This window comes from Blastococcus sp. CCUG 61487, from assembly GCF_005222955.1.
Taxonomy (GTDB): Bacteria; Actinomycetota; Actinomycetes; order Mycobacteriales; family Geodermatophilaceae; genus Blastococcus.
The window spans coordinates 11,823-29,092 of record NZ_LWUA01000289.1 but is presented as its reverse complement, the minus strand read 5'-3'; the positions used below and the strand labels follow the sequence as shown (position 1 = coordinate 29,092).

Here is a 17,270-nt window from a genome sequence, read left to right as displayed (position 1 = left end):
CCGCACCCCCAGCCAGGAAGGCAGGGTCGAGGGTTCTTGCCCGACACCTCCCCGCACGATCCCGTCCAGGATGCCCCTACGTCCCGTGAGGCGTCGGCCCAGGCTGCGGCCCTGGACGACAGCGCCGAGGACGCCGCCGCCGGCACGGCCGCACCGCCGCCGGCCGCCGTCCGCACCACGATCGCCGTGCCCGAGTCGATCTCGATGGTGGGCCTGCTCGGCTCGGCCGACGAGCTGCTCCGGCTGGTCGAGGCCGAGCTCGACGCCGACGTGCACGTGCGCGGCAACGAGATCTCGGTGACCGGGCAGCCGGCCGACAACGCCTTCGCCGTCCGGGTCTTCGACGAGCTGATCGCGCTGCTCGGCACCGGCCAGCAGCTGCGCCCGGATTCGGTGCGCCGGGTGATCGGGATGCTCAAGGCCGGCGGCGCGGAGCGGCCGGCCGACGTCCTCAGCCTCGACATCATCAGCCGCCGCGGCCGCACGATCCGGCCCAAGACGCTGAACCAGAAGCGCTACGTCGACGCGATCGACGCGCACACCATCGTCTTCGGCATCGGGCCCGCCGGTACCGGCAAGACCTACCTGGCCATGGCCAAGGCCGTGCAGGCGCTGCAGACCAAGAACGTCAACCGGATCATCCTGACCCGGCCGGCGGTCGAGGCCGGCGAGCGCCTGGGCTACCTGCCCGGCACGCTCAGCGAGAAGATCGACCCCTACCTGCGCCCGCTCTACGACGCGCTGCACGACATGGTCGACCCGGAGTCGATCCCGCGGCTCATGGCGGCCGGGACGATCGAGGTCGCGCCGCTGGCGTACATGCGTGGCCGCGCGCAGCCCTACGACGCGAAGGTGCTGACCCCGAACGGCTTCATGCCGATCGGCACCCTCCAGGTCGGCGATCTGGTGGTCGGCTCGAACGGCCTGCCGACGCCCGTGCTCGGGGTGTACCCGCAGGGCGTGAAGGACGTCTACCGGGTCACCACCCAGGACGGCGCCTCGACCCTGGCGTGCGGCGAGCACCTGTGGACCGTGACGACGCCGGACGATCGCCGTCGCGGGACGAGTCGCACGCTCGAGACGCAGGAGATGGTCGGCAACCTGCGCTGGGGGGCGGGCGCACACCGCTACGAGCTCCCGCTCGTGGACGCGGTCGAGTTCGAGCCGCAGGAAGTGCCGCTCGACCCGTACGCGCTGGGCCTCCTGCTCGGGGACGGGTGCCGGACGACGTCGACCACGCCGTCCTTCTCGACGAGCGACCCCGAACTCGTCGGAGCGCTGGAGTCGGCACTCGAGGGCATCGAACTCGTGCACGAGTCCGGTCCGGACCACGTCCTGCGGCAGGTGCACGGGGGCCGTGGCGGGCTCCGCATCGCGAATCCGGTGACCGAGGCGATCCGGGAGCTCGACCTCGCCGGCACGCGGTCGGCGACGAAGTTCGTGCCTTGGGTCTACTCGCACAACTCGGCAGACGTGCGCATCGCGCTGCTCCAAGGGCTGCTCGACTCGGACGGCGGCCCGGTGACCCAGCAGGATCGGACGTGCCGCATCCGGTACACGACGACGTCCGAGCGCCTGCGGGACGACGTCATGTTCCTCGTCCGTTCGCTGGGTGGCGTCGTCACCCGTCGCACTCGTCTCCCCGCCGGCCGAGCACCGGGCATGGCGCAGGGACGCCCTGTCCACGACCGCCGTGCGGCGCACGTCCTCGAGATCCGCCTGCCGGCCGACGTCCAGCCCTTCCGTCTGGAGCGGAAGCGGCGCGTCTACGAGGCCGCGGGCGGCGGCCGGCCGATGCGCTTCATCGACAGCATCGAACCGGTCGGCGTCATGGAGACGATGTGCATCCAGGTGGCCGCGCAGGACTCCCTGTACGTCACCGATGACTTCATCGTCACGCACAACACGTTGAACGATGCGTTCGTGATCCTCGACGAGGCGCAGAACACCACCGCCGAGCAGATGAAGATGTTCCTCACCCGGCTCGGCTTCGGCTCGAAGATCGTGGTCACCGGCGACGTCACGCAGGTCGACCTGCCCGGCGGGGCGCAGAGCGGGTTGAAGATCGTCCGCGAGATCCTCGACGGCGTGGAGGACGTGCACTTCGCCAACCTGACCAGCTCCGACGTCGTCCGGCACCGACTGGTCGGCGACATCGTGGACGCCTACGAGCGCTGGGACGCCTCCCGGCAGCCCACCACCACCCGGCCGGCCGCACCGGCACGACCGGCCCGGCCGCGCCGGCAGGGGAGCTGACCGGCATGCCCGTCGAGGTGTCCAACGAGTCGGAGATCGCGGTCGACGAGGCCGAACTCGCCGGCATCTGCCGCTTCGTGCTCGGTGAGATGAAGGTCAACCCGATGGCCGAGCTGTCGGTGCTCTGCGTGGACGTCGAGTACATGAGCAGCCTGCACGAGCGCTGGATGGGGGAGAAGGGGCCGACCGACGTGCTCGCCTTCCCCATGGACGAGCTCGACACCTCGCGTCCCGACGACCCCGACCCCGGCCCCGCGCTGCTGGGCGACGTCGTGCTGTGCCCGGCCGTCGCAGTGCGCCAGGCGCGCGCGGCCGGCCACACCATGGACGACGAACTGGTCCTGCTCGCCACGCACGGCGTGCTGCACCTGCTCGGCTACGACCACATGGAGCCCGACGAGGAGAAGGAGATGTTCGCCCTCCAGACACGGCTCATCGAGGGCTGGCGCTCCGCGCCGCGCGAGCCGGTGACGGGTGCACCGGCCGGCCAGGAGCAGACACCCCGATGAGCTCCGGCGAGATCACCATGCTGGTGGTCGCCGGCCTCCTCGTGCCGCTGGCCGGCATCTTCGCGGCGATGGACGCCGCTCTCCAGCGGGTCTCCAAGGCCCGCGTCGAGGAGCTGCGCCGCGAGGGCATCAAGCGCGCGGCCGCCCTCGAGGAGGTCGTGCTCGAGCGGGCCCGCCACGTGGCGCTGCTCCTGCTGCTCCGGATCGCCTGCGAGATGGTCTCGGCGGTCCTCGTCACCGTCCTGCTCTACGACCTGTGGGGCGGCGGCTGGCGCACCTTCCTGACCGCCGCGGGCGTGCTGACGGTGGTGAGCTACGTGCTCGTCGGCGTGGGCCCGCGGACCCTGGGCCGCCAGCACGCCTACACCACCGCGCTGGCCAGCGCGGGTGTCGTCCGGCTGCTCGGGCGGGTGCTCGGCCCGATCGCCACGCTGCTCATCCTGATCGGCAACATGCTCACGCCCGGCCGGGGCTTCCGCGACGGGCCGTTCTCCTCGGAGGTCGAGCTGCGCGAGCTGGTCGACATGGCCGAGGAGCGCGGCGTCGTGGAGTCCGGCGAGCGGAACATGATCCACTCGGTGTTCGAGCTCGGCGACACGATCGCCCGCGAGGTCATGGTCCCGCGCACCGACGTCGTCTGGATCGAGCGCACCAAGACCGTCCGGCAGGCGCTCGCCCTGGCGCTGCGCAGCGGGTTCAGCCGCATCCCGGTCATCGGCGAGAACGTGGACGACGTCGTCGGCGTCGTCTACCTCAAGGACCTCGTCCGCCGGTCGCAGAACGCCGATGCGCGCGGGCCCAAGGTCGAGGACCTGATGCGCACCCCGACGTTCGTGCCGGAGTCCAAGCCGGTCGACCAGCTGCTGCGCGACATGCAGGCCCAGCGCATCCACATCGCGATCGTCGTCGACGAGTACGGCGGCTTCGCCGGGCTGCTCACCATCGAGGACATCCTCGAGGAGATCGTCGGCGAGATCGCCGACGAGCACGACGCGTTCTCCCGGCCCGAGGTGGAGCCGCTGGAGGACGGGTCGGTGCGGATCATCGCCCGGCTGCCCGTGCAGGACCTCGCCGAGCTGTTCCCTGGCGTGGAGCTGCCCGAGGACGACGACGTCGAGACCGTCGGCGGGCTGCTGGCACGCGAGCTCGGCCGGGTCCCGATCGAGGGTGCGATGGCGGAGATCGGCGGGCTGCGGCTGGTCGCCGAGAGCACCGGAGGTCGGCGCAACCGCATCGACACGATGGTGGTCTGCCGGGTCGAGGAGCCGGCCGAGGACGACGTCGAGGACACCGCGACCCGCACCGACGAGCCGGCCATCGGCGTGGAAAGCTAGCGACTCGTGCCCGACCTGCAGCCCGAGGACGCCAAGCTCGTCACGCTCGCCCGCTCCGCCCGTGCCCGCACCGGCGCGGCCGAGGGCGCGGCGGTCCGGGACACCGACGGCCGCACCTACGTGGCCGGCGCCGTCGCCCTGCCGTCGCTGAAGCTGTCGGCGCTGCAGGCCGCCGTCGCCGCCGCCGTGTCCAGCGGCGTCGAGGGGCTCGAGGCGGCCGTCATCGTGTCGGAGGCCGACGCGGTGGAGCAGGAAGGGCTGGCCGCCGTCCGCGACCTCGCGCCGTCGGCACCGGTGCACCTCGCCGGCCCCGACGGAAGCCTGCGCATCACCTCCTGACGCACCCTCGGTCAGCGTTGCAGCGGCGTGCGCAGCGCTGCGGCGAACGCCTCGGGGTCGCGCACCCACAGGGAGAGCGCGCGGTCGCCGTCGACGTTGGCGTACCGCAGGGCGACCCGCGTCCGTCCCGGCCACCAGCCGCCCCGGCGCTTGGCCGCCGGCCAGTCCGCCGGAGGCGCGCCCGTGCGCAGCTCGCGGACGCCGACCAGGGGGATCACCCGGTCGGGAGCCGGGCGGGTGCCGGCCACGTCGAACGACAACCCGTGGTCGCTCACCGTGAGCCGGACGGTGCTCAGCACGAAGACGGCCAGCCCCGCGGCCAGCGCCAGCGGGATCTCGCCCCGCAGCTCGTCCGCGCCTCCCAGGACGGCGAACAGGATCAGCCAGACCGCCACGACGAGGACGGTGGCGGCCGTCGCGATCGGCCCGGCCGGGCGGTACTGCCAGTACCGCAGCGGCGCCGGCACGACCGTGGCCGAGCGCTTGGGCCCCCGCCCGGCGACGAAGCGGTGCCCGCGCACCTGCTCCACGTGCAGCCGCCGGTCCCGGACCACCGCCTCCGGTGACGGCCGGCGTCCACCCCGCGCTCGCTGTGCCACGCCGCGATCCTCCCAGGGCGGCAGGGACGTCAGCGGTGGGTGGGACACTTCTCCCCGTGACCACACCGGGGCAGCCGCCGTACCGCAGCGGATTCGTCGCGCTCGTGGGACGCCCGAACGCCGGGAAGACGACGCTGACCAACGCGCTGGTCGGCGAGAAGGTCGGCATCGTGAGCAACCGGCCGCAGACCACCCGGCACGCCATCCGCGGGGTGGTGCACAAGCCGGAGGGGCAGATCGTCCTGGTCGACACCCCCGGCCTGCACAAGCCGAAGAGCCTCCTCGGCAAGCGGCTCAACGACGTCGTCCGCGACACGCTCGCCGACGTCGACGTGATCGTCTTCTGCATCCCGGCCGACCAGCCCGTCGGCCCCGGTGACAGGTTCATCGCCCGCCAGCTGCGCGAGGTGAAGGCACCGGTGGTCGTCGTCGTCACCAAGACCGACGCCGCGGCCAAGAAGCAGATCGCCGAGCAGCTCGTCGCCGCCAGCCAGCTGGTCGAGGCCGCCGAGATCGTGCCGGTGAGCGCGGTCAAGGGCGACCAGGTCGAGCTGCTCGAGGACCTGCTGATCACGCTCCTGCCGGAGGGGCCGCCGCTCTACCCGGAGGAGCAGACCACCGACGAGGACACCGAGCGGCAGCTGGCCGAGCTGGTGCGCGAGGCGGCGCTGGAGAAGGTGTTCCAGGAGGTGCCGCACTCGCTGGCGGTGACCATCGAGGAGATGAACCGCCGCCCCGACCCGAAGAAGGAGGGCGGCGAGCTGGTCGAGATCCACGCCCTGCTGCACTGCGAGCGGCCCAGTCAGAAGCCGATGCTGCTGGGCAAGGGCGGCTCGATCATCAAGGCGATCGGCACCGAGGCCCGCGCCGGCATGGAGACGCTGCTCGGCGCCCGCGTCCACCTCGACCTGCACGTCACCGTGCTCGGCGAGTGGCAGGACGACCCCAAGAAGCTGAACAGGCTCGGTTACTGAGGTGGCGGGCGGAGTGAGCATCGCAGGGAGCGCCAGCGACCGAGGCACGGAGCGACCCGCCGCCGGGGGGTGCGGCTAGTGAGCGCGCACACCCCGAAGGCCCTCTACCGCGACGAGGGGATCGTGTTGCGCACCCAGAAGCTGGGTGAGGCAGACCGCATCGTCACCGTGCTGACCCGCCGCACGGGCAAGGTCCGCGCGGTCGCCAAGGGGGTCCGCCGCACCAAGAGCAAGTTCGGGGCGCGGCTGGAGCCGTTCACCCACGTCGACCTGCAGCTCTACACCGGCCGCAACCTCGACATCGTCAGCCAGGTCGAGTCCATCCGCTCCTACGGCCAGGAGATCGTGACCGACTACCCCGCCTACACCGCCGGCACCGCGGTGCTGGAGACCGCGGACCGGCTGACAGCCGAGGAGAAGGAGCCTTCGCTCCGGCTGTTCCTGCTCGTCGTCGGGGCGCTCCGTGCCCTCGGCGAACGGGCGCATCCGTCGGGCCTGGTGCTCGACGCCTTCCTGCTGCGCGCCATGTCGGTGGCCGGCTGGGAGCCGGCGCTGGGGGAGTGCGCCCGCTGCGGCGAGGCGGGGCCGCACCGGCACTTCTCGGTGCCGGCCGGGGGCACGGTGTGCCCGCCGTGCCGGCCGACCGGATCGGCGATGCCGAGCCCGGTCACCCTCGAGCTCATGGAGGCGCTCCTGACCGGCGACTGGGCGCGCGCGGACGCCAGCCAGGGCATCAACCGCCGCGAGAGCAGCGGACTGGTGGCCGCACTGCTGCAGTGGCACCTCGAGCGCGGGCTGCGGTCCCTGCCCCTGGTCGACCGCTCCGACGCGGCGACGCGGCCGGTGGTGAACGCGTGAAGCGCGCGGTCAAGGCGCCGAACCCGCATCCCTCCGGCGCTCGCCCCCCGGAGCTGCCGCGGGACAAGGTCCCCGGCCACGTCGCGATCGTCATGGACGGCAACGGCCGGTGGGCCAAGGAGCGTGGGCTCCCGCGGACCGCCGGCCACGAGGCGGGGGAGTCCTCGCTGTTCGACTGCGTCGAGGGCGCCATCGAGGTGGGGATCAGCGCTCTGTCCGCGTATGCCTTCTCCACCGAGAACTGGCGGCGCAGCCCCGAGGAGGTCCGCTTCCTCATGGGCTTCAACCGCGACGTCATCCGCCGCCGGCGGGACGAGATGCACGAGCTCGGGGTGCGGGTGCGCTGGGCGGGCCGGCGGCCGCGGTTGTGGCGGTCGGTCATCAAGGAGCTCGAGATCGCCGAGGAGCTCACCAAGGACAACGACGTCCTGACCCTCACCATGTGCGTGAACTACGGCGGCCGGGCCGAGATCGCCGACGCCGCCGCAGCCATCGCCCGCGAGGCCGCCGCCGGCCGGCTGAACCCGGACAAGATCGACGAGAAGACCGTCGCCCGGTTCCTCGACGAACCCGACATGCCCGACGTCGACCTGTTCGTGCGCAGCTCCGGGGAGAACCGGACCAGCAACTTCCTGCTCTGGCAGTCGGCCTACGCGGAGTTCGTCTTCCTCGACACGCTCTGGCCCGACTTCGACCGCCGGCACCTGTGGGCGGCGTGCGAGGAGTACGCCTCGCGCCAGCGGCGGTTCGGCAGCGCCTGATAGACAGCGTCCGACCCGAACCGTCGAAAGGACCACCGGACCCATGCAGCTCTCCGGACTCACCACCGCCGTCACCGGCGGCGCCTCGGGCCTCGGCCTGGCCACCGCCCAGCGGCTCGTCGCCGCCGGCGGCCGCGTCACGATCATCGACCTGCCGAGCTCGGCGGGGGAGCAGGTCGCCGCCGACCTGGGGGACGCCGCCCGGTTCGCGCCCGCCGACGTCACCGACGCCGAGCAGTTCGCCGCCGCCCTGGACGTCGCCGGTGAGCAGGGTCCGCTGCGCGGTCTCGTGCACTGCGCGGGCGCCGGCCGGCGGCTGCGCGTCCTCGACAAGGACGGCGAGCCCGGCTCGCTCGAGGACTTCGAGTGGGTGATGAAGCTCAACGTGACGGGGTCGTTCAACGCCCTGCGGCTCGGTGCGGCCCGGATGGCGCGCCACGAGGCGGTCGACGGCGAGCGCGGGGCGATCGTGATGACCGCGTCGGTCGCCGCGTTCGAGGGCCAGATCGGCCAGCTCCCGTACACCGCCTCCAAGGCCGCGATCGTCGGCATGACCCTCAACGCGGCCCGCGACCTGGCCAGCAAGAACATCCGGGTCTGCACGATCGCGCCCGGGATCATGGACACCCCGCTGCTGGCCCGCCTGCGCGAGGACGTCCGGGCGTCGTTGGAGGCCTCGGTGCCGAACCCGGCCCGGCTCGGGCACACCTCGGAGTTCGCCCAGCTGGCCGCGCAGATCCTGGAGAACGGCTACCTGAACGGCGAGACGATCCGGCTCGACGGCGCCATCCGGATGGCTCCCCGCTGATGTTCGCGGTCACCCGCTTCCGGGCGGCGGGGGCGGACGGCGACGCGCTCGCCGCCGCCGTCCCGGCGCTGCTGGAGGCCCTCGGCGCCGCGCCGGGGTTCCGCAGCGGCGACTTCGGGCGGTCGACCGACGACCCCGAGATGTGGGCGCTGGTCACCCGCTGGGACGGCGTCGGTGCCTACCGGCGCGGGCTGTCGGCCGCGGCGGTGAAGATCGCCGGGGCGCCGGTGTGGGTGCACGCCCTCGACGAGCCAGGTGCCTACGTCCGGGAGTGAACCGTCGTCGCCGGGCGGGGCGGTGCCGGGGCTGGCAGGCTCGCCGTCGTGACGGCGGTGACACGGACCGGGATCGACGCAGTGCTGGCCGCCAGCCGGGCCGGCGTCCGGAGGCTGGACCCGGGCGAGCTGCTCGAGGCCGCGGCCCGGGGTGCCCTCGTCGTCGACACCCGCACGGAGGCCCAGCGTCGCCGGCAGGGCGAACTGCCGGGGGCGGTGGTCATCGACCGCACGGTGCTGGAGTGGCGGCTGGACCCCGCGTCGGCCCACCGGATCCCGGAGGCCACCGGCTACGACCTCGAGGTCGTCGTCGTGTGCCGGCAGGGATTCAGCTCGAGCCTCGCGGCCGCGTCGCTGCGTGCGGTCGGCCTCCACCGCGCCACCGACCTCGTCGGCGGTGTCGAGGCGTGGATCGCCGCCGGGCTGCCGATGGGTGAGGGCTCGGCCGACGTGCGCGAGTGACGTCGGGGTCCCACGTCGGCGGTGCGACAGCACCTACGGTCGCCTGGTGGTCAGCCGCACCCGCACCGCCCGGTACGCCCACCGGCGCAAGCGCCGCATGGACGCCGTCGAGCACGACCTGACCCCCGAGCAGTGGACGGCGCTGCAGGAGCTCTGGGGCGGCTGCGCCTACTGCGGGGCCACCGGCGTCGCGCTGCAGCGGGACTGCGTGCTGCCGATCTCCCGCGGTGGCCGTTACACCGTCGACAACGTCGCGCCGGCCTGCGGCTCGTGCAACGCCAGCAAGTGCAACGACGAGGTGACCGGCTGGCTGCGCCGGAAGCGGCTGGACGAGCGGGCCTTCCTGGTCCGGCACGCCGAGATCCGCATGCTGCTCGACGACGCCTGAACGGCGTCCGTCCCGACGGCGGTCGGGCCGCGGCCGAGGCCGGGAACTACCGTGGGCAGGTCAACCGCCGACCGCCAGCCGGATGGAGCCCCCCGCCGTGAGCGACAGCACCGCCAAGCACGACCCCGCCCTCCTCGACAAGGTCGTGAACCTCTGCAAGCGCCGGGGGTTCGTCTTCCCGGCGGGTGAGATCTACGGCGGGACCCGCTCCGCGTGGGACTACGGGCCGCTGGGCGTGGAGCTCAAGGAGAACATCAAGCGGCAGTGGTGGCGGACCGTCGTCCAGAGCCGGGACGACGTCGTCGGCATCGACTCCTCGGTGATCCTGCCCCGCCAGGTCTGGGTGGCCTCGGGCCACGTCGGCGTCTTCACCGACCCGTTGACCGAGTGCCAGAGCTGTCACAAGCGGTTCCGCGCCGACCACCTGGAGGAGGACTTCGAGTCGCGCAAGGGCCGCGCGCCGGAGAACGGTCTGGCCGACATCAGCTGCCCGAACTGCGGCACCAAGGGCGCCTGGACCGAGCCGCGCGACTTCAACATGATGCTCAAGACGTTCCTCGGCCCGGTCGAGGACGAGTCCGGGCTGCACTACCTGCGCCCGGAGACCGCGCAGGGCATCTTCGTCAACTTCGCCAACGTCATGGGCGCCGCGCGCAAGAAGCCGCCGTTCGGCATCGGCCAGATCGGCAAGTCGTTCCGCAACGAGATCACGCCGGGCAACTTCATCTTCCGCACCCGCGAGTTCGAGCAGATGGAGATGGAGTTCTTCGTCGAGCCGGGCAGCGACGAGGAGTGGCATCAGTACTGGATCGACGAGCGCACCCGCTGGTACACCGACCTGGGCATCGACCGGGACAACCTGCGGCACTTCGAGCACCCGAAGGAGAAGCTGTCGCACTACTCGAAGCGGACCGTCGACATCGAGTACCGCTTCGGGTTCCAGGGCTCGGAGTGGGGCGAGCTCGAGGGCATCGCCAACCGGACCGACTTCGACCTGTCCACGCACACGGAGCACTCCGGCACCGACCTGTCCTACTTCGACCAGGCCACCAACACCCGCTGGACGCCGTACGTCATCGAGCCCGCCGCGGGGCTCACCCGGTCGCTGATGGCCTTCCTCATCGAGGCCTACAGCGAGGACGAGGCGCCCAACGCCAAGGGCGGCGTCGACACCCGCACGGTGCTCAAGCTCGACCCGCGGCTGGCGCCGGTGAAGGCTGCCGTCCTCCCGCTGTCGCGCAACGCCGACCTCTCGCCCAAGGCCAAGGACCTCGCCGCCGCGCTCCGCCGGAACTGGAACGTCGACTTCGACGACGCCGGTGCGATCGGCCGCCGGTACCGCCGTCAGGACGAGGTCGGGACGCCGTTCTGCATCACCGTCGACTTCGACACCCTCGAGGACCAGGCCGTGACCATCCGCGAGCGCGACTCGATGGGCCAGGAGCGGGTGGGCCTGGACCAGGTCGAGTCCTACCTGGCGGCCCGTCTCCCCGGCTGCTGACCGGTCAGAGCGGCTTGCGCCAGACCAGCAGGTAGCGCCAGTAGAGGAGCCGCCGCACCCGGACGTCCGGGAGCACCGCGCTCGCCTCGGCCCGCACCTGCCGGGTGGTCAGCCGCCCGTCGGCCACGGGCATGGCGTCGTGGCTCGGTTCGTGCCGGAAGAGCTCGGCGCCGGTCAGCGGGCGCAGCGCGCGGAACGCCAGGCCGAGGCCGTGGTGGGCCACCGCCGCCGCGGCCTCGACCGGCAGCCCGCGGGGCAGGTCGGCGCGGGGGAGAGCCACCGCCGCGAGCACGCCGCCCGGCCGCAGCCAGCCGGCCATCCGGGGCAGCGCCTCCGCCAGCGGCAGGTGGTGCAGCACGGCCATGCTGACGACGGCGTCGTAGGAGTTCTGCGGCAGCTCGACGGTGAGCGCGTCCGCGACCTGCACGTCCAGGTTGGGTGGTGCGACGGCGCGCGCCTCGGCCACCATCTCCGGCGACCTGTCGAACGCGTCGACGTGCGGGACGACGTCGGCGAGCCGGCGGGCGAGCGTGCCGGCGCCGCAGCCGACGTCCAGCGCCCGCTCGGCGCCGGCGGGCACCTGGCGCAGGAGCAGCCGGTGGTACCAGCTGTTGTGGTCCCAGTCCGTGATCATGCGCGGAGGCTGCCAGATCCGTGGGCGGTCTCGACGACGATCTTGCCCCGGGCGCGTCCCTCCCCGACGCAGGTCAGGGCCTCGGCGACCTCGTCCAAGGGGTACGTGCGGTCGACGTGGACGGCGACGTCCCCGGCGGCGCAGCGGGCGGCCACCGGCTCGAACGTGGCGGGTTCCTCCTTCACCACCAGCACGCCGAGACGCCGGCCGGTCAGCCGGCCCGCCACCTGTCCCACCGTGAGCACCCGCAGCAGGGCACGTACGGATCCCCCGACGCACTGGTACCGCCCACCGGGTGCCAGGGCGCGCCGGTAGGCGAACACCGAGCGGTGGGCCACCAGGTCGAGGATCCGGTCGTACGGTCCGTGACGGGTGAAGTCGTCGGCGCGGTAGTCGATCACGACGTCGGCGCCCACGGAGCGCATGAAGTCGAGCTTGCCGGCGTTGTCCACGCCGGTCACGTGCGCTCCGAGCTGCGTGGCGAGCTGGATCGCGAACGCCCCCGACCCGCCGCCGGCGCCGTTGATCAGCATCCGGGTCCCGCCAGCGACCCCCCGCGTGCCGGACGACGCGATCGCTCCGGCCTGGGGGATCGCCGAGGCCTGCGCGAAGGTCAACTCGGGCGGCTTGCGCGCCAGAGCCGTCTCCGGCGCGATCGCGAACTCCGCGAAACCACCCTTCAGCCGGAGGTTGTCGCCGTAGACGGCGTCGCCGGGGTGGAAGCGGGTGACGCGATCACCGACGGCGTCCACGGTCCCGGCGATGTCCGATCCGAGCGTGCGGACCCCCGGGGAGCGGAGACCGCCGAGGCGGGCGTAGGCCGGTGACCCGACGAGCCCCTCCCAGTCGCTGAGGTTGACCGACGTCGCGGCCACCCTGACCCGCACCTGGCCGGGGCCGGGCGTCGGCAGGGGAACCTCCTCGACGCGCAGCACCTCCGGCGGCCCGTAGCGGTCGTGGACGACGGCCTTCACGGGGCCCGCTCGCTCATGCACGGGAACCTAGCGCCGTCGACCGGCCGGGAGGGCGGTGCGGCTCACCCCGCCGGGCGGCGCAGGTGACGGACCCTGCCGCCTACCCTGGGTGTCGTGACCGCCACGCTCGACCCGATGACGGCGCTCCCGCCGCTGCGGCTCGGGGCGCTCACCGTCGAGCCCGCCGTCGTCCTGGCGCCGATGGCCGGCATCACCAACCCGGCCTTCCGCACCCTGTGCCGGGAGTTCGGGGCGGGCCTCTACGTCTGCGAGATGATCACCACGCGGGCGCTGGTCGAGCGCAACGCGAAGACGCTGCAGATGGTGCGCGCGACCGCCGACGAGAAGGACGCGTTCTCCGTCCAGCTCTACGGCGTCGAGCCGGCCACGGTGGGCCGCGCGGTGGAGATGCTCGTGGACGAGGGTGTCGCCGGCACCCGCCCGGCGCACATCGACCTCAACTTCGGCTGCCCGGTACCCAAGGTGACCCGCAAGGGCGGGGGCTCCGCGCTGCCGTGGCGTCGCGTCCTGCTGCGCGACATCGTGCGTGCGGCGGTGCGCGCCGCGAAGGACGTCCCGGTCACCATCAAGACCCGGATCGGCATCGACGTCGACCACGTCACCTACCTCGACGCCGGCCGGATCGCCCAGGACGAGGGCGCCGCGGCGATCACCCTGCACGGGCGCACCGCCGACCAGCTCTACAGCGGCACCGCGGACTGGAGCCACATCGCCCGCCTGGTCGAGGCCGTCGACATCCCGGTGCTGGGGAACGGCGACATCTGGGAGGCCGACGACGCGCTGCGCATGGTCGCCGAGACAGGGTGCGCCGGCGTCGTCATCGGCCGCGGCTGCCTCGGCCGGCCGTGGTTGTTCGGCGACCTCGCCGCCGCCTTCGCCGGCCGCGCCGAGCGCGCGCTGCCGACGTTCCGCGAGGTCGCCGCGATCATGCACCGGCACGCCACCCTCCTGGCCGAGGAGCACGGCGAGCAGCACGGCTGCAGCGACTTCCGCAAGCACGTCGCCTGGTACCTCAAGGGCTTCTCGGTGGGCTCGGAGGTCCGCCGCGCGCTGGCGATGGTGAGCAGCCTGGACGAGCTGGCCGAGCTGCTGGCCGGCATCCCCGACCAGCCCTACCCGGTCGCCGTCCTCGGTGCCCCGCGTGGGCGGACCAGCCCGCCCCGACCCGTCGCCCTGCCCGAGGGCTGGCTGGCCGACCGTGACGATCCCCGGCCGCCGGTCGGGGCCGAGCTCGAAGTGAGTGGTGGATGACCGCGCCGACAGGGCCCTTTCTCTACGACGACGGGCCGGCGCCGCTGCACACCGGCACCCCGCGGAACCGGCAGGGGTGGCTCATCGGCACGCTGGTGGCGATCGTGCTGCTCGCGGTGGGCATGGCCGGGGCCCTGCTGTTGGTGAAGGGCTCGCCCGGCGAGCAGGCCGGCGAGGCGACCGGCGTCTTCCTCGCGGCTCTCGCCGACGGCGACACCGAGACCGCGCACGAGCTGCTCTGCGAGGACGAGCGGGCCCGGATCGCGCCCGAGGACGTCGCCGGCACCTACCTCGGCTCCGGTGAGGGGGAGGTCGTCGGCGCCGAGAGCGACCCGGTCGAGGGCGACAAGGTGCAGCGGGTCGACGTGCGCTGGGCCGACGGCGGGTCCTCCACGTTCTCCGTGATCAGCGAGGACGGCCCGCGCATCTGCGGGGTCGACTGACCCTCGGCCACCGGTCCTCCGCACGGGGGACGGGCAGGCGGGGGTGGCGCGCCTGTTGCGTCCGGGTACGGCACGATCTCGATCGACGGGTGGGTGCTGTCGAGCGCGGAGGGTCGGCCATGAGCGGGACGAAGTGGGTCTACGACTTCGGCGAGGGCAGCAAGGAGCAGAAGGACCTGCTCGGCGGCAAGGGCGCGAACCTCGCCGAGATGACCAACCTCGGGCTGCCCGTCCCGCCCGGGTTCACCATCACCACCGACGCCTGCCGGTACTACCTGGAGCACGGGCAGACCCCGCCGGAGCTCGACGCCGAGGTCTCCGCGCACCTGGCCGCCCTGGAGGCAGCCATGGGCAAGACCCTCGGCGACCCGGACGACCCCCTGCTGGTCTCGGTCCGCTCCGGCGCGGCGGCCTCGATGCCCGGGATGATGGAGACGGTCCTCAACGTCGGCCTCAACGACAGGTCGGTGCGCGGGCTGGCCGCCCAGTCCGGCTCGGAGCGCTTCGCCTGGGACTCCTACCGCCGGCTGATCCAGATGTTCGGCAAGACCGTGCTCGGCATCGACGGCGAGCTGTTCGACGACGCGCTGGACGCGGTGAAGGCCGAGCAGGGCACCGACCTGGATCTCGACCTGGACGCCGATCACCTGCGCGACGTGGTCGACAGGTTCAAGGCGATCGTCCACGAGCACAGCGGTTCCGAGTTCCCGCAGGACCCCCGCGAGCAGATGGACCTGGCGATCGACGCCGTCTTCGACTCCTGGAACGCCGAGCGGGCCGTCCTGTACCGGCGCCGCGAGCGGATCCCCGGTGACGCCGGCACCGCCGTCAACGTCTGCTCGATGGTCTTCGGCAACCTCGGCGAGGACTCCGGCACCGGCGTCGCCTTCACCCGCGATCCGGGCAGCGGCGAGCAGGGCGTCTACGGCGACTACCTGCAGAACGCCCAGGGGGAGGACGTCGTCGCCGGCATCCGCAACACCGTGCCCCTGACCCGGCTGGAGGAGATCGACCGGTCCGCCTACGACGAGCTCATGGGCATCATGTCGCGCCTGGAGTCGCACTACCGCGACCTGTGCGACATCGAGTTCACCGTCGAGCGCGGCAAGCTCTGGATGCTGCAGACCCGGGTCGGCAAGCGCACGGCGGCCGCCGCCTTCCGCATCGCCACCCAGCTGGTCGACGAGGGCCTCATCGACATGGACGAGGCGGTCCGGCGGGTCACCGGCGAGCAGCTCTCCCAGCTGATGTTCCCGCGATTCGTGCTCGGCGGGGAGGCCCAGCAGCTGACCCAGGGCATGAACGCCTCGCCGGGCGCCGCCGTCGGCAAGGCGGTGTTCTCGTCCGAGACCGCCGAGGAGTGGGCGCGGAAGGGCGAGAAGGTCGTCCTCGTCCGGCGCGAGACCAACCCCGACGACCTCTCCGGGATGATCGCCGCCGAGGGCGTGCTGACCAGCCGCGGCGGCAAGACCTCGCACGCCGCCGTCGTCGCCCGGGGCATGGGCAAGACCTGCGTGTGCGGCGCCGAGGAGCTGCAGGTCGACACCAAGGCGAAGCGCTTCACCGCGCCCGACGGCACGGTCGTGGAGGAGGGCGACGTCATCTCCATCGACGGGTCCACCGGGCAGGTCTGGCTCGGCGCCGTACCGGTGGAGCCGTCGTCGGTGGTCCGCTACTTCGAGGGCGAGATCGACCCTGGATCGACGGATGCCGACGGCGGTGCAGACGATCTGGTGCGGGCGGTGCACCGGATCCTCGCCCACGCCGACGAGGTCCGGCGGCTGGACGTCCGCACCAACGCCGACACCCCGGAGGACGCCGCACGCGCCCGCCGGTTCGGCGCCCGCGGGATCGGGCTGTGCCGCACCGAGCACATGTTCATGGGCGACCGGCGCGGGTTCGTGGAGAAGCTCATCCTCGCGGAAGGCGACGACGAGCGGCAGGCCGCGCTGGACGCGCTGGAGCCGCTGCAGAAGCAGGACTTCCTGGAGATCTTCGAGCAGATGGACGGCCTGCCGGTCACCATCCGGCTGCTGGACCCACCGCTGCACGAGTTCCTGCCCGACCTCACCGACCTCGCCGTCCGGGTCGCGGTCGCCGAGGCCGAGGGGCACCACGACGAGGGCCAGCTGCGGCTGCTGGCCGCCGTGCGCCGGATGCACGAGGAGAACCCGATGCTCGGCCTGCGCGGGGTGCGGCTCGGCCTGGTGGTGCCCGGGCTGTTCGCGATGCAGGTGCGGGCGATCGCCGAGGCGGCCTGCGAGCGGCAGAAGGCCGGCGGTGATCCGAAGCCGGAGATCATGATCCCGCTGGTCGGCGCGGTGCAGGAGCTCGAGGCGATCCGCGAGGAGTCGCTGGAGGTGCTCGCGGAGGTGTTCGAGCGGCAGGGCTGCGAGGTCCCCGGGCTGCTCGGCACCATGATCGAGGTCCCGCGGGCGGCGCTGACCGCCGGCGAGATCGCCGGCTCGGCGGAGTTCTTCTCGTTCGGCACCAACGACCTCACCCAGATGACCTGGGGGTTCTCCCGCGACGACGTCGAGGCGGCGTTCTTCCACCAGTACCTGGACAGGGGCATCTTCGGCATCTCCCCGTTCGAGTCGCTGGACCGCGACGGAGTGGGGCAGCTCGTGCGGATCGGCGTCGAGGCCGGCCGGGCGGCGCGCCCCGACCTCAAGCTGGGCATCTGCGGGGAGCACGGAGGCGACCCGGAGTCGGTGCACTTCTTCCACGACGTCGGGCTGGACTACGTGTCCTGCTCGCCCTTCCGCGTACCGGTGGCGCGGCTGGAGGCCGGGCGCGCCGCGTTGCTCGGCGAGCCGGCGGGCGGCTGAGCAGCGACCCACGGCACACCGTCCCCAGGGGGCTCGGGGACGTCGGCGGACC

18 protein-coding genes are annotated in these 17,270 nt (G+C 72.8%); 15 read left to right on the top strand and 3 right to left on the bottom strand.

The window, feature by feature from the left end; translation table 11 throughout:
* Positions 1-36 precede the first annotated feature (36 nt).
* Genes A6V29_RS22235 through A6V29_RS19490 form a run of 4 tightly spaced genes read left to right on the top strand, consistent with a single transcriptional unit; the run spans position 37 to position 4,438 of the window.
* On the top strand, positions 37-2,256 hold the full coding sequence (locus tag A6V29_RS22235; protein WP_212719642.1) for a PhoH family protein: 2,220 nt from the start codon (positions 37-39) through the stop codon (positions 2,254-2,256).
* A 5-nt stretch (positions 2,257-2,261) separates the two neighbouring features.
* Entirely contained in the window at positions 2,262-2,765 is a 504-nt protein-coding gene (gene ybeY / locus A6V29_RS19500; protein WP_137161838.1) for an rRNA maturation RNase YbeY, read from the top strand.
* Positions 2,762-4,099: a hemolysin family protein gene (locus A6V29_RS19495; RefSeq protein ID WP_137161837.1), complete on the top strand. Its 1,338-nt coding sequence runs from the start codon at positions 2,762-2,764 to the stop codon at positions 4,097-4,099. Before ybeY ends, A6V29_RS19495 begins: the two co-directional genes overlap by 4 nt.
* A 6-nt stretch (positions 4,100-4,105) precedes the next feature.
* Positions 4,106-4,438 (top strand): cytidine deaminase-like protein, encoded by a 333-nt coding sequence (locus tag A6V29_RS19490; RefSeq protein WP_137161836.1) that lies wholly within the window; start codon positions 4,106-4,108, stop codon positions 4,436-4,438.
* A gap of 11 nt (positions 4,439-4,449) precedes the next feature.
* Here the strand turns inward: A6V29_RS19490 and A6V29_RS19485 are convergent, their stop codons facing one another.
* Positions 4,450-5,037, bottom strand: a complete 588-nt coding sequence (locus tag A6V29_RS19485; RefSeq protein WP_137161835.1) for a hypothetical protein — start codon at positions 5,035-5,037, stop codon at positions 4,450-4,452.
* Positions 5,038-5,093: 56 nt separating this feature from the next.
* On the opposite strand from A6V29_RS19485, the gene era reads away from it, so the two are divergent.
* From era to A6V29_RS19445, 8 genes are all read left to right on the top strand, one after another.
* Complete coding sequence (gene era, locus A6V29_RS19480) at positions 5,094-6,011, top strand: GTPase Era (protein ID WP_137161834.1); 918 nt, start codon at positions 5,094-5,096, stop codon at positions 6,009-6,011.
* Positions 6,012-6,089: 78 nt separating this feature from the next.
* Positions 6,090-6,869, top strand: a complete 780-nt coding sequence (gene recO / locus A6V29_RS19475) for a DNA repair protein RecO (RefSeq protein ID WP_137161833.1) — start codon at positions 6,090-6,092, stop codon at positions 6,867-6,869.
* Positions 6,866-7,630, top strand: coding sequence for an isoprenyl transferase (locus tag A6V29_RS19470; protein WP_137161832.1), 765 nt, complete (start codon positions 6,866-6,868; stop codon positions 7,628-7,630). Before recO ends, A6V29_RS19470 begins: the two co-directional genes overlap by 4 nt.
* A gap of 43 nt (positions 7,631-7,673) precedes the next feature.
* A complete protein-coding gene (locus tag A6V29_RS19465) occupies positions 7,674-8,438 on the top strand; it encodes an SDR family NAD(P)-dependent oxidoreductase (protein ID WP_137161831.1) in 765 nt (254 codons plus the stop codon).
* The gene (locus A6V29_RS19460; RefSeq protein WP_137161830.1) at positions 8,438-8,713 is read left to right on the top strand and encodes an antibiotic biosynthesis monooxygenase; all 276 of its coding nucleotides are present in this window, start codon (positions 8,438-8,440) and stop codon (positions 8,711-8,713) included. The genes A6V29_RS19465 and A6V29_RS19460 overlap by 1 nt, the downstream gene beginning before the upstream one ends.
* Positions 8,714-8,761: 48 nt before the next feature.
* Positions 8,762-9,175: a rhodanese-like domain-containing protein gene (locus A6V29_RS19455; RefSeq protein ID WP_170977970.1), complete on the top strand. Its 414-nt coding sequence runs from the start codon at positions 8,762-8,764 to the stop codon at positions 9,173-9,175.
* Between the two features lie 46 nt (positions 9,176-9,221).
* Positions 9,222-9,563 carry an HNH endonuclease gene (locus A6V29_RS19450; protein ID WP_249933365.1) on the top strand — a complete coding sequence of 114 codons (342 nt, stop codon included), beginning with the start codon at positions 9,222-9,224 and terminating at the stop codon, positions 9,561-9,563.
* 97 nt (positions 9,564-9,660) lie between these two features.
* Entirely contained in the window at positions 9,661-11,064 is a 1,404-nt protein-coding gene (locus tag A6V29_RS19445) for a glycine--tRNA ligase (RefSeq protein ID WP_249933364.1), read from the top strand.
* Positions 11,065-11,068: 4 nt separating this feature from the next.
* Here the strand turns inward: A6V29_RS19445 and A6V29_RS19440 are convergent, their stop codons facing one another.
* Together A6V29_RS19440 and A6V29_RS19435 are read right to left on the bottom strand one after the other, a co-directional pair.
* Complete coding sequence (locus tag A6V29_RS19440; protein ID WP_212719639.1) at positions 11,069-11,698, bottom strand: class I SAM-dependent methyltransferase; 630 nt, start codon at positions 11,696-11,698, stop codon at positions 11,069-11,071.
* Positions 11,695-12,672, bottom strand: a complete 978-nt coding sequence (locus A6V29_RS19435; protein WP_137161828.1) for an NAD(P)-dependent alcohol dehydrogenase — start codon at positions 12,670-12,672, stop codon at positions 11,695-11,697. The genes A6V29_RS19440 and A6V29_RS19435 overlap by 4 nt, the downstream gene beginning before the upstream one ends.
* A gap of 114 nt (positions 12,673-12,786) precedes the next feature.
* Here A6V29_RS19435 and dusB point away from each other — a divergent pair, with 114 nt between their 5' ends.
* From dusB to ppdK, 3 genes are all read left to right on the top strand, one after another.
* Complete coding sequence (dusB, locus tag A6V29_RS19430; protein ID WP_212719637.1) at positions 12,787-13,944, top strand: tRNA dihydrouridine synthase DusB; 1,158 nt, start codon at positions 12,787-12,789, stop codon at positions 13,942-13,944.
* Positions 13,941-14,387, top strand: coding sequence for an Rv0361 family membrane protein (locus tag A6V29_RS19425; protein ID WP_137161827.1), 447 nt, complete (start codon positions 13,941-13,943; stop codon positions 14,385-14,387). Before dusB ends, A6V29_RS19425 begins: the two co-directional genes overlap by 4 nt.
* 119 nt (positions 14,388-14,506) lie before the next feature.
* Positions 14,507-17,218 (top strand): pyruvate, phosphate dikinase, encoded by a 2,712-nt coding sequence (gene ppdK / locus A6V29_RS19420; RefSeq protein WP_137161826.1) that lies wholly within the window; start codon positions 14,507-14,509, stop codon positions 17,216-17,218.
* Positions 17,219-17,270: the final 52 nt, after the last annotated feature.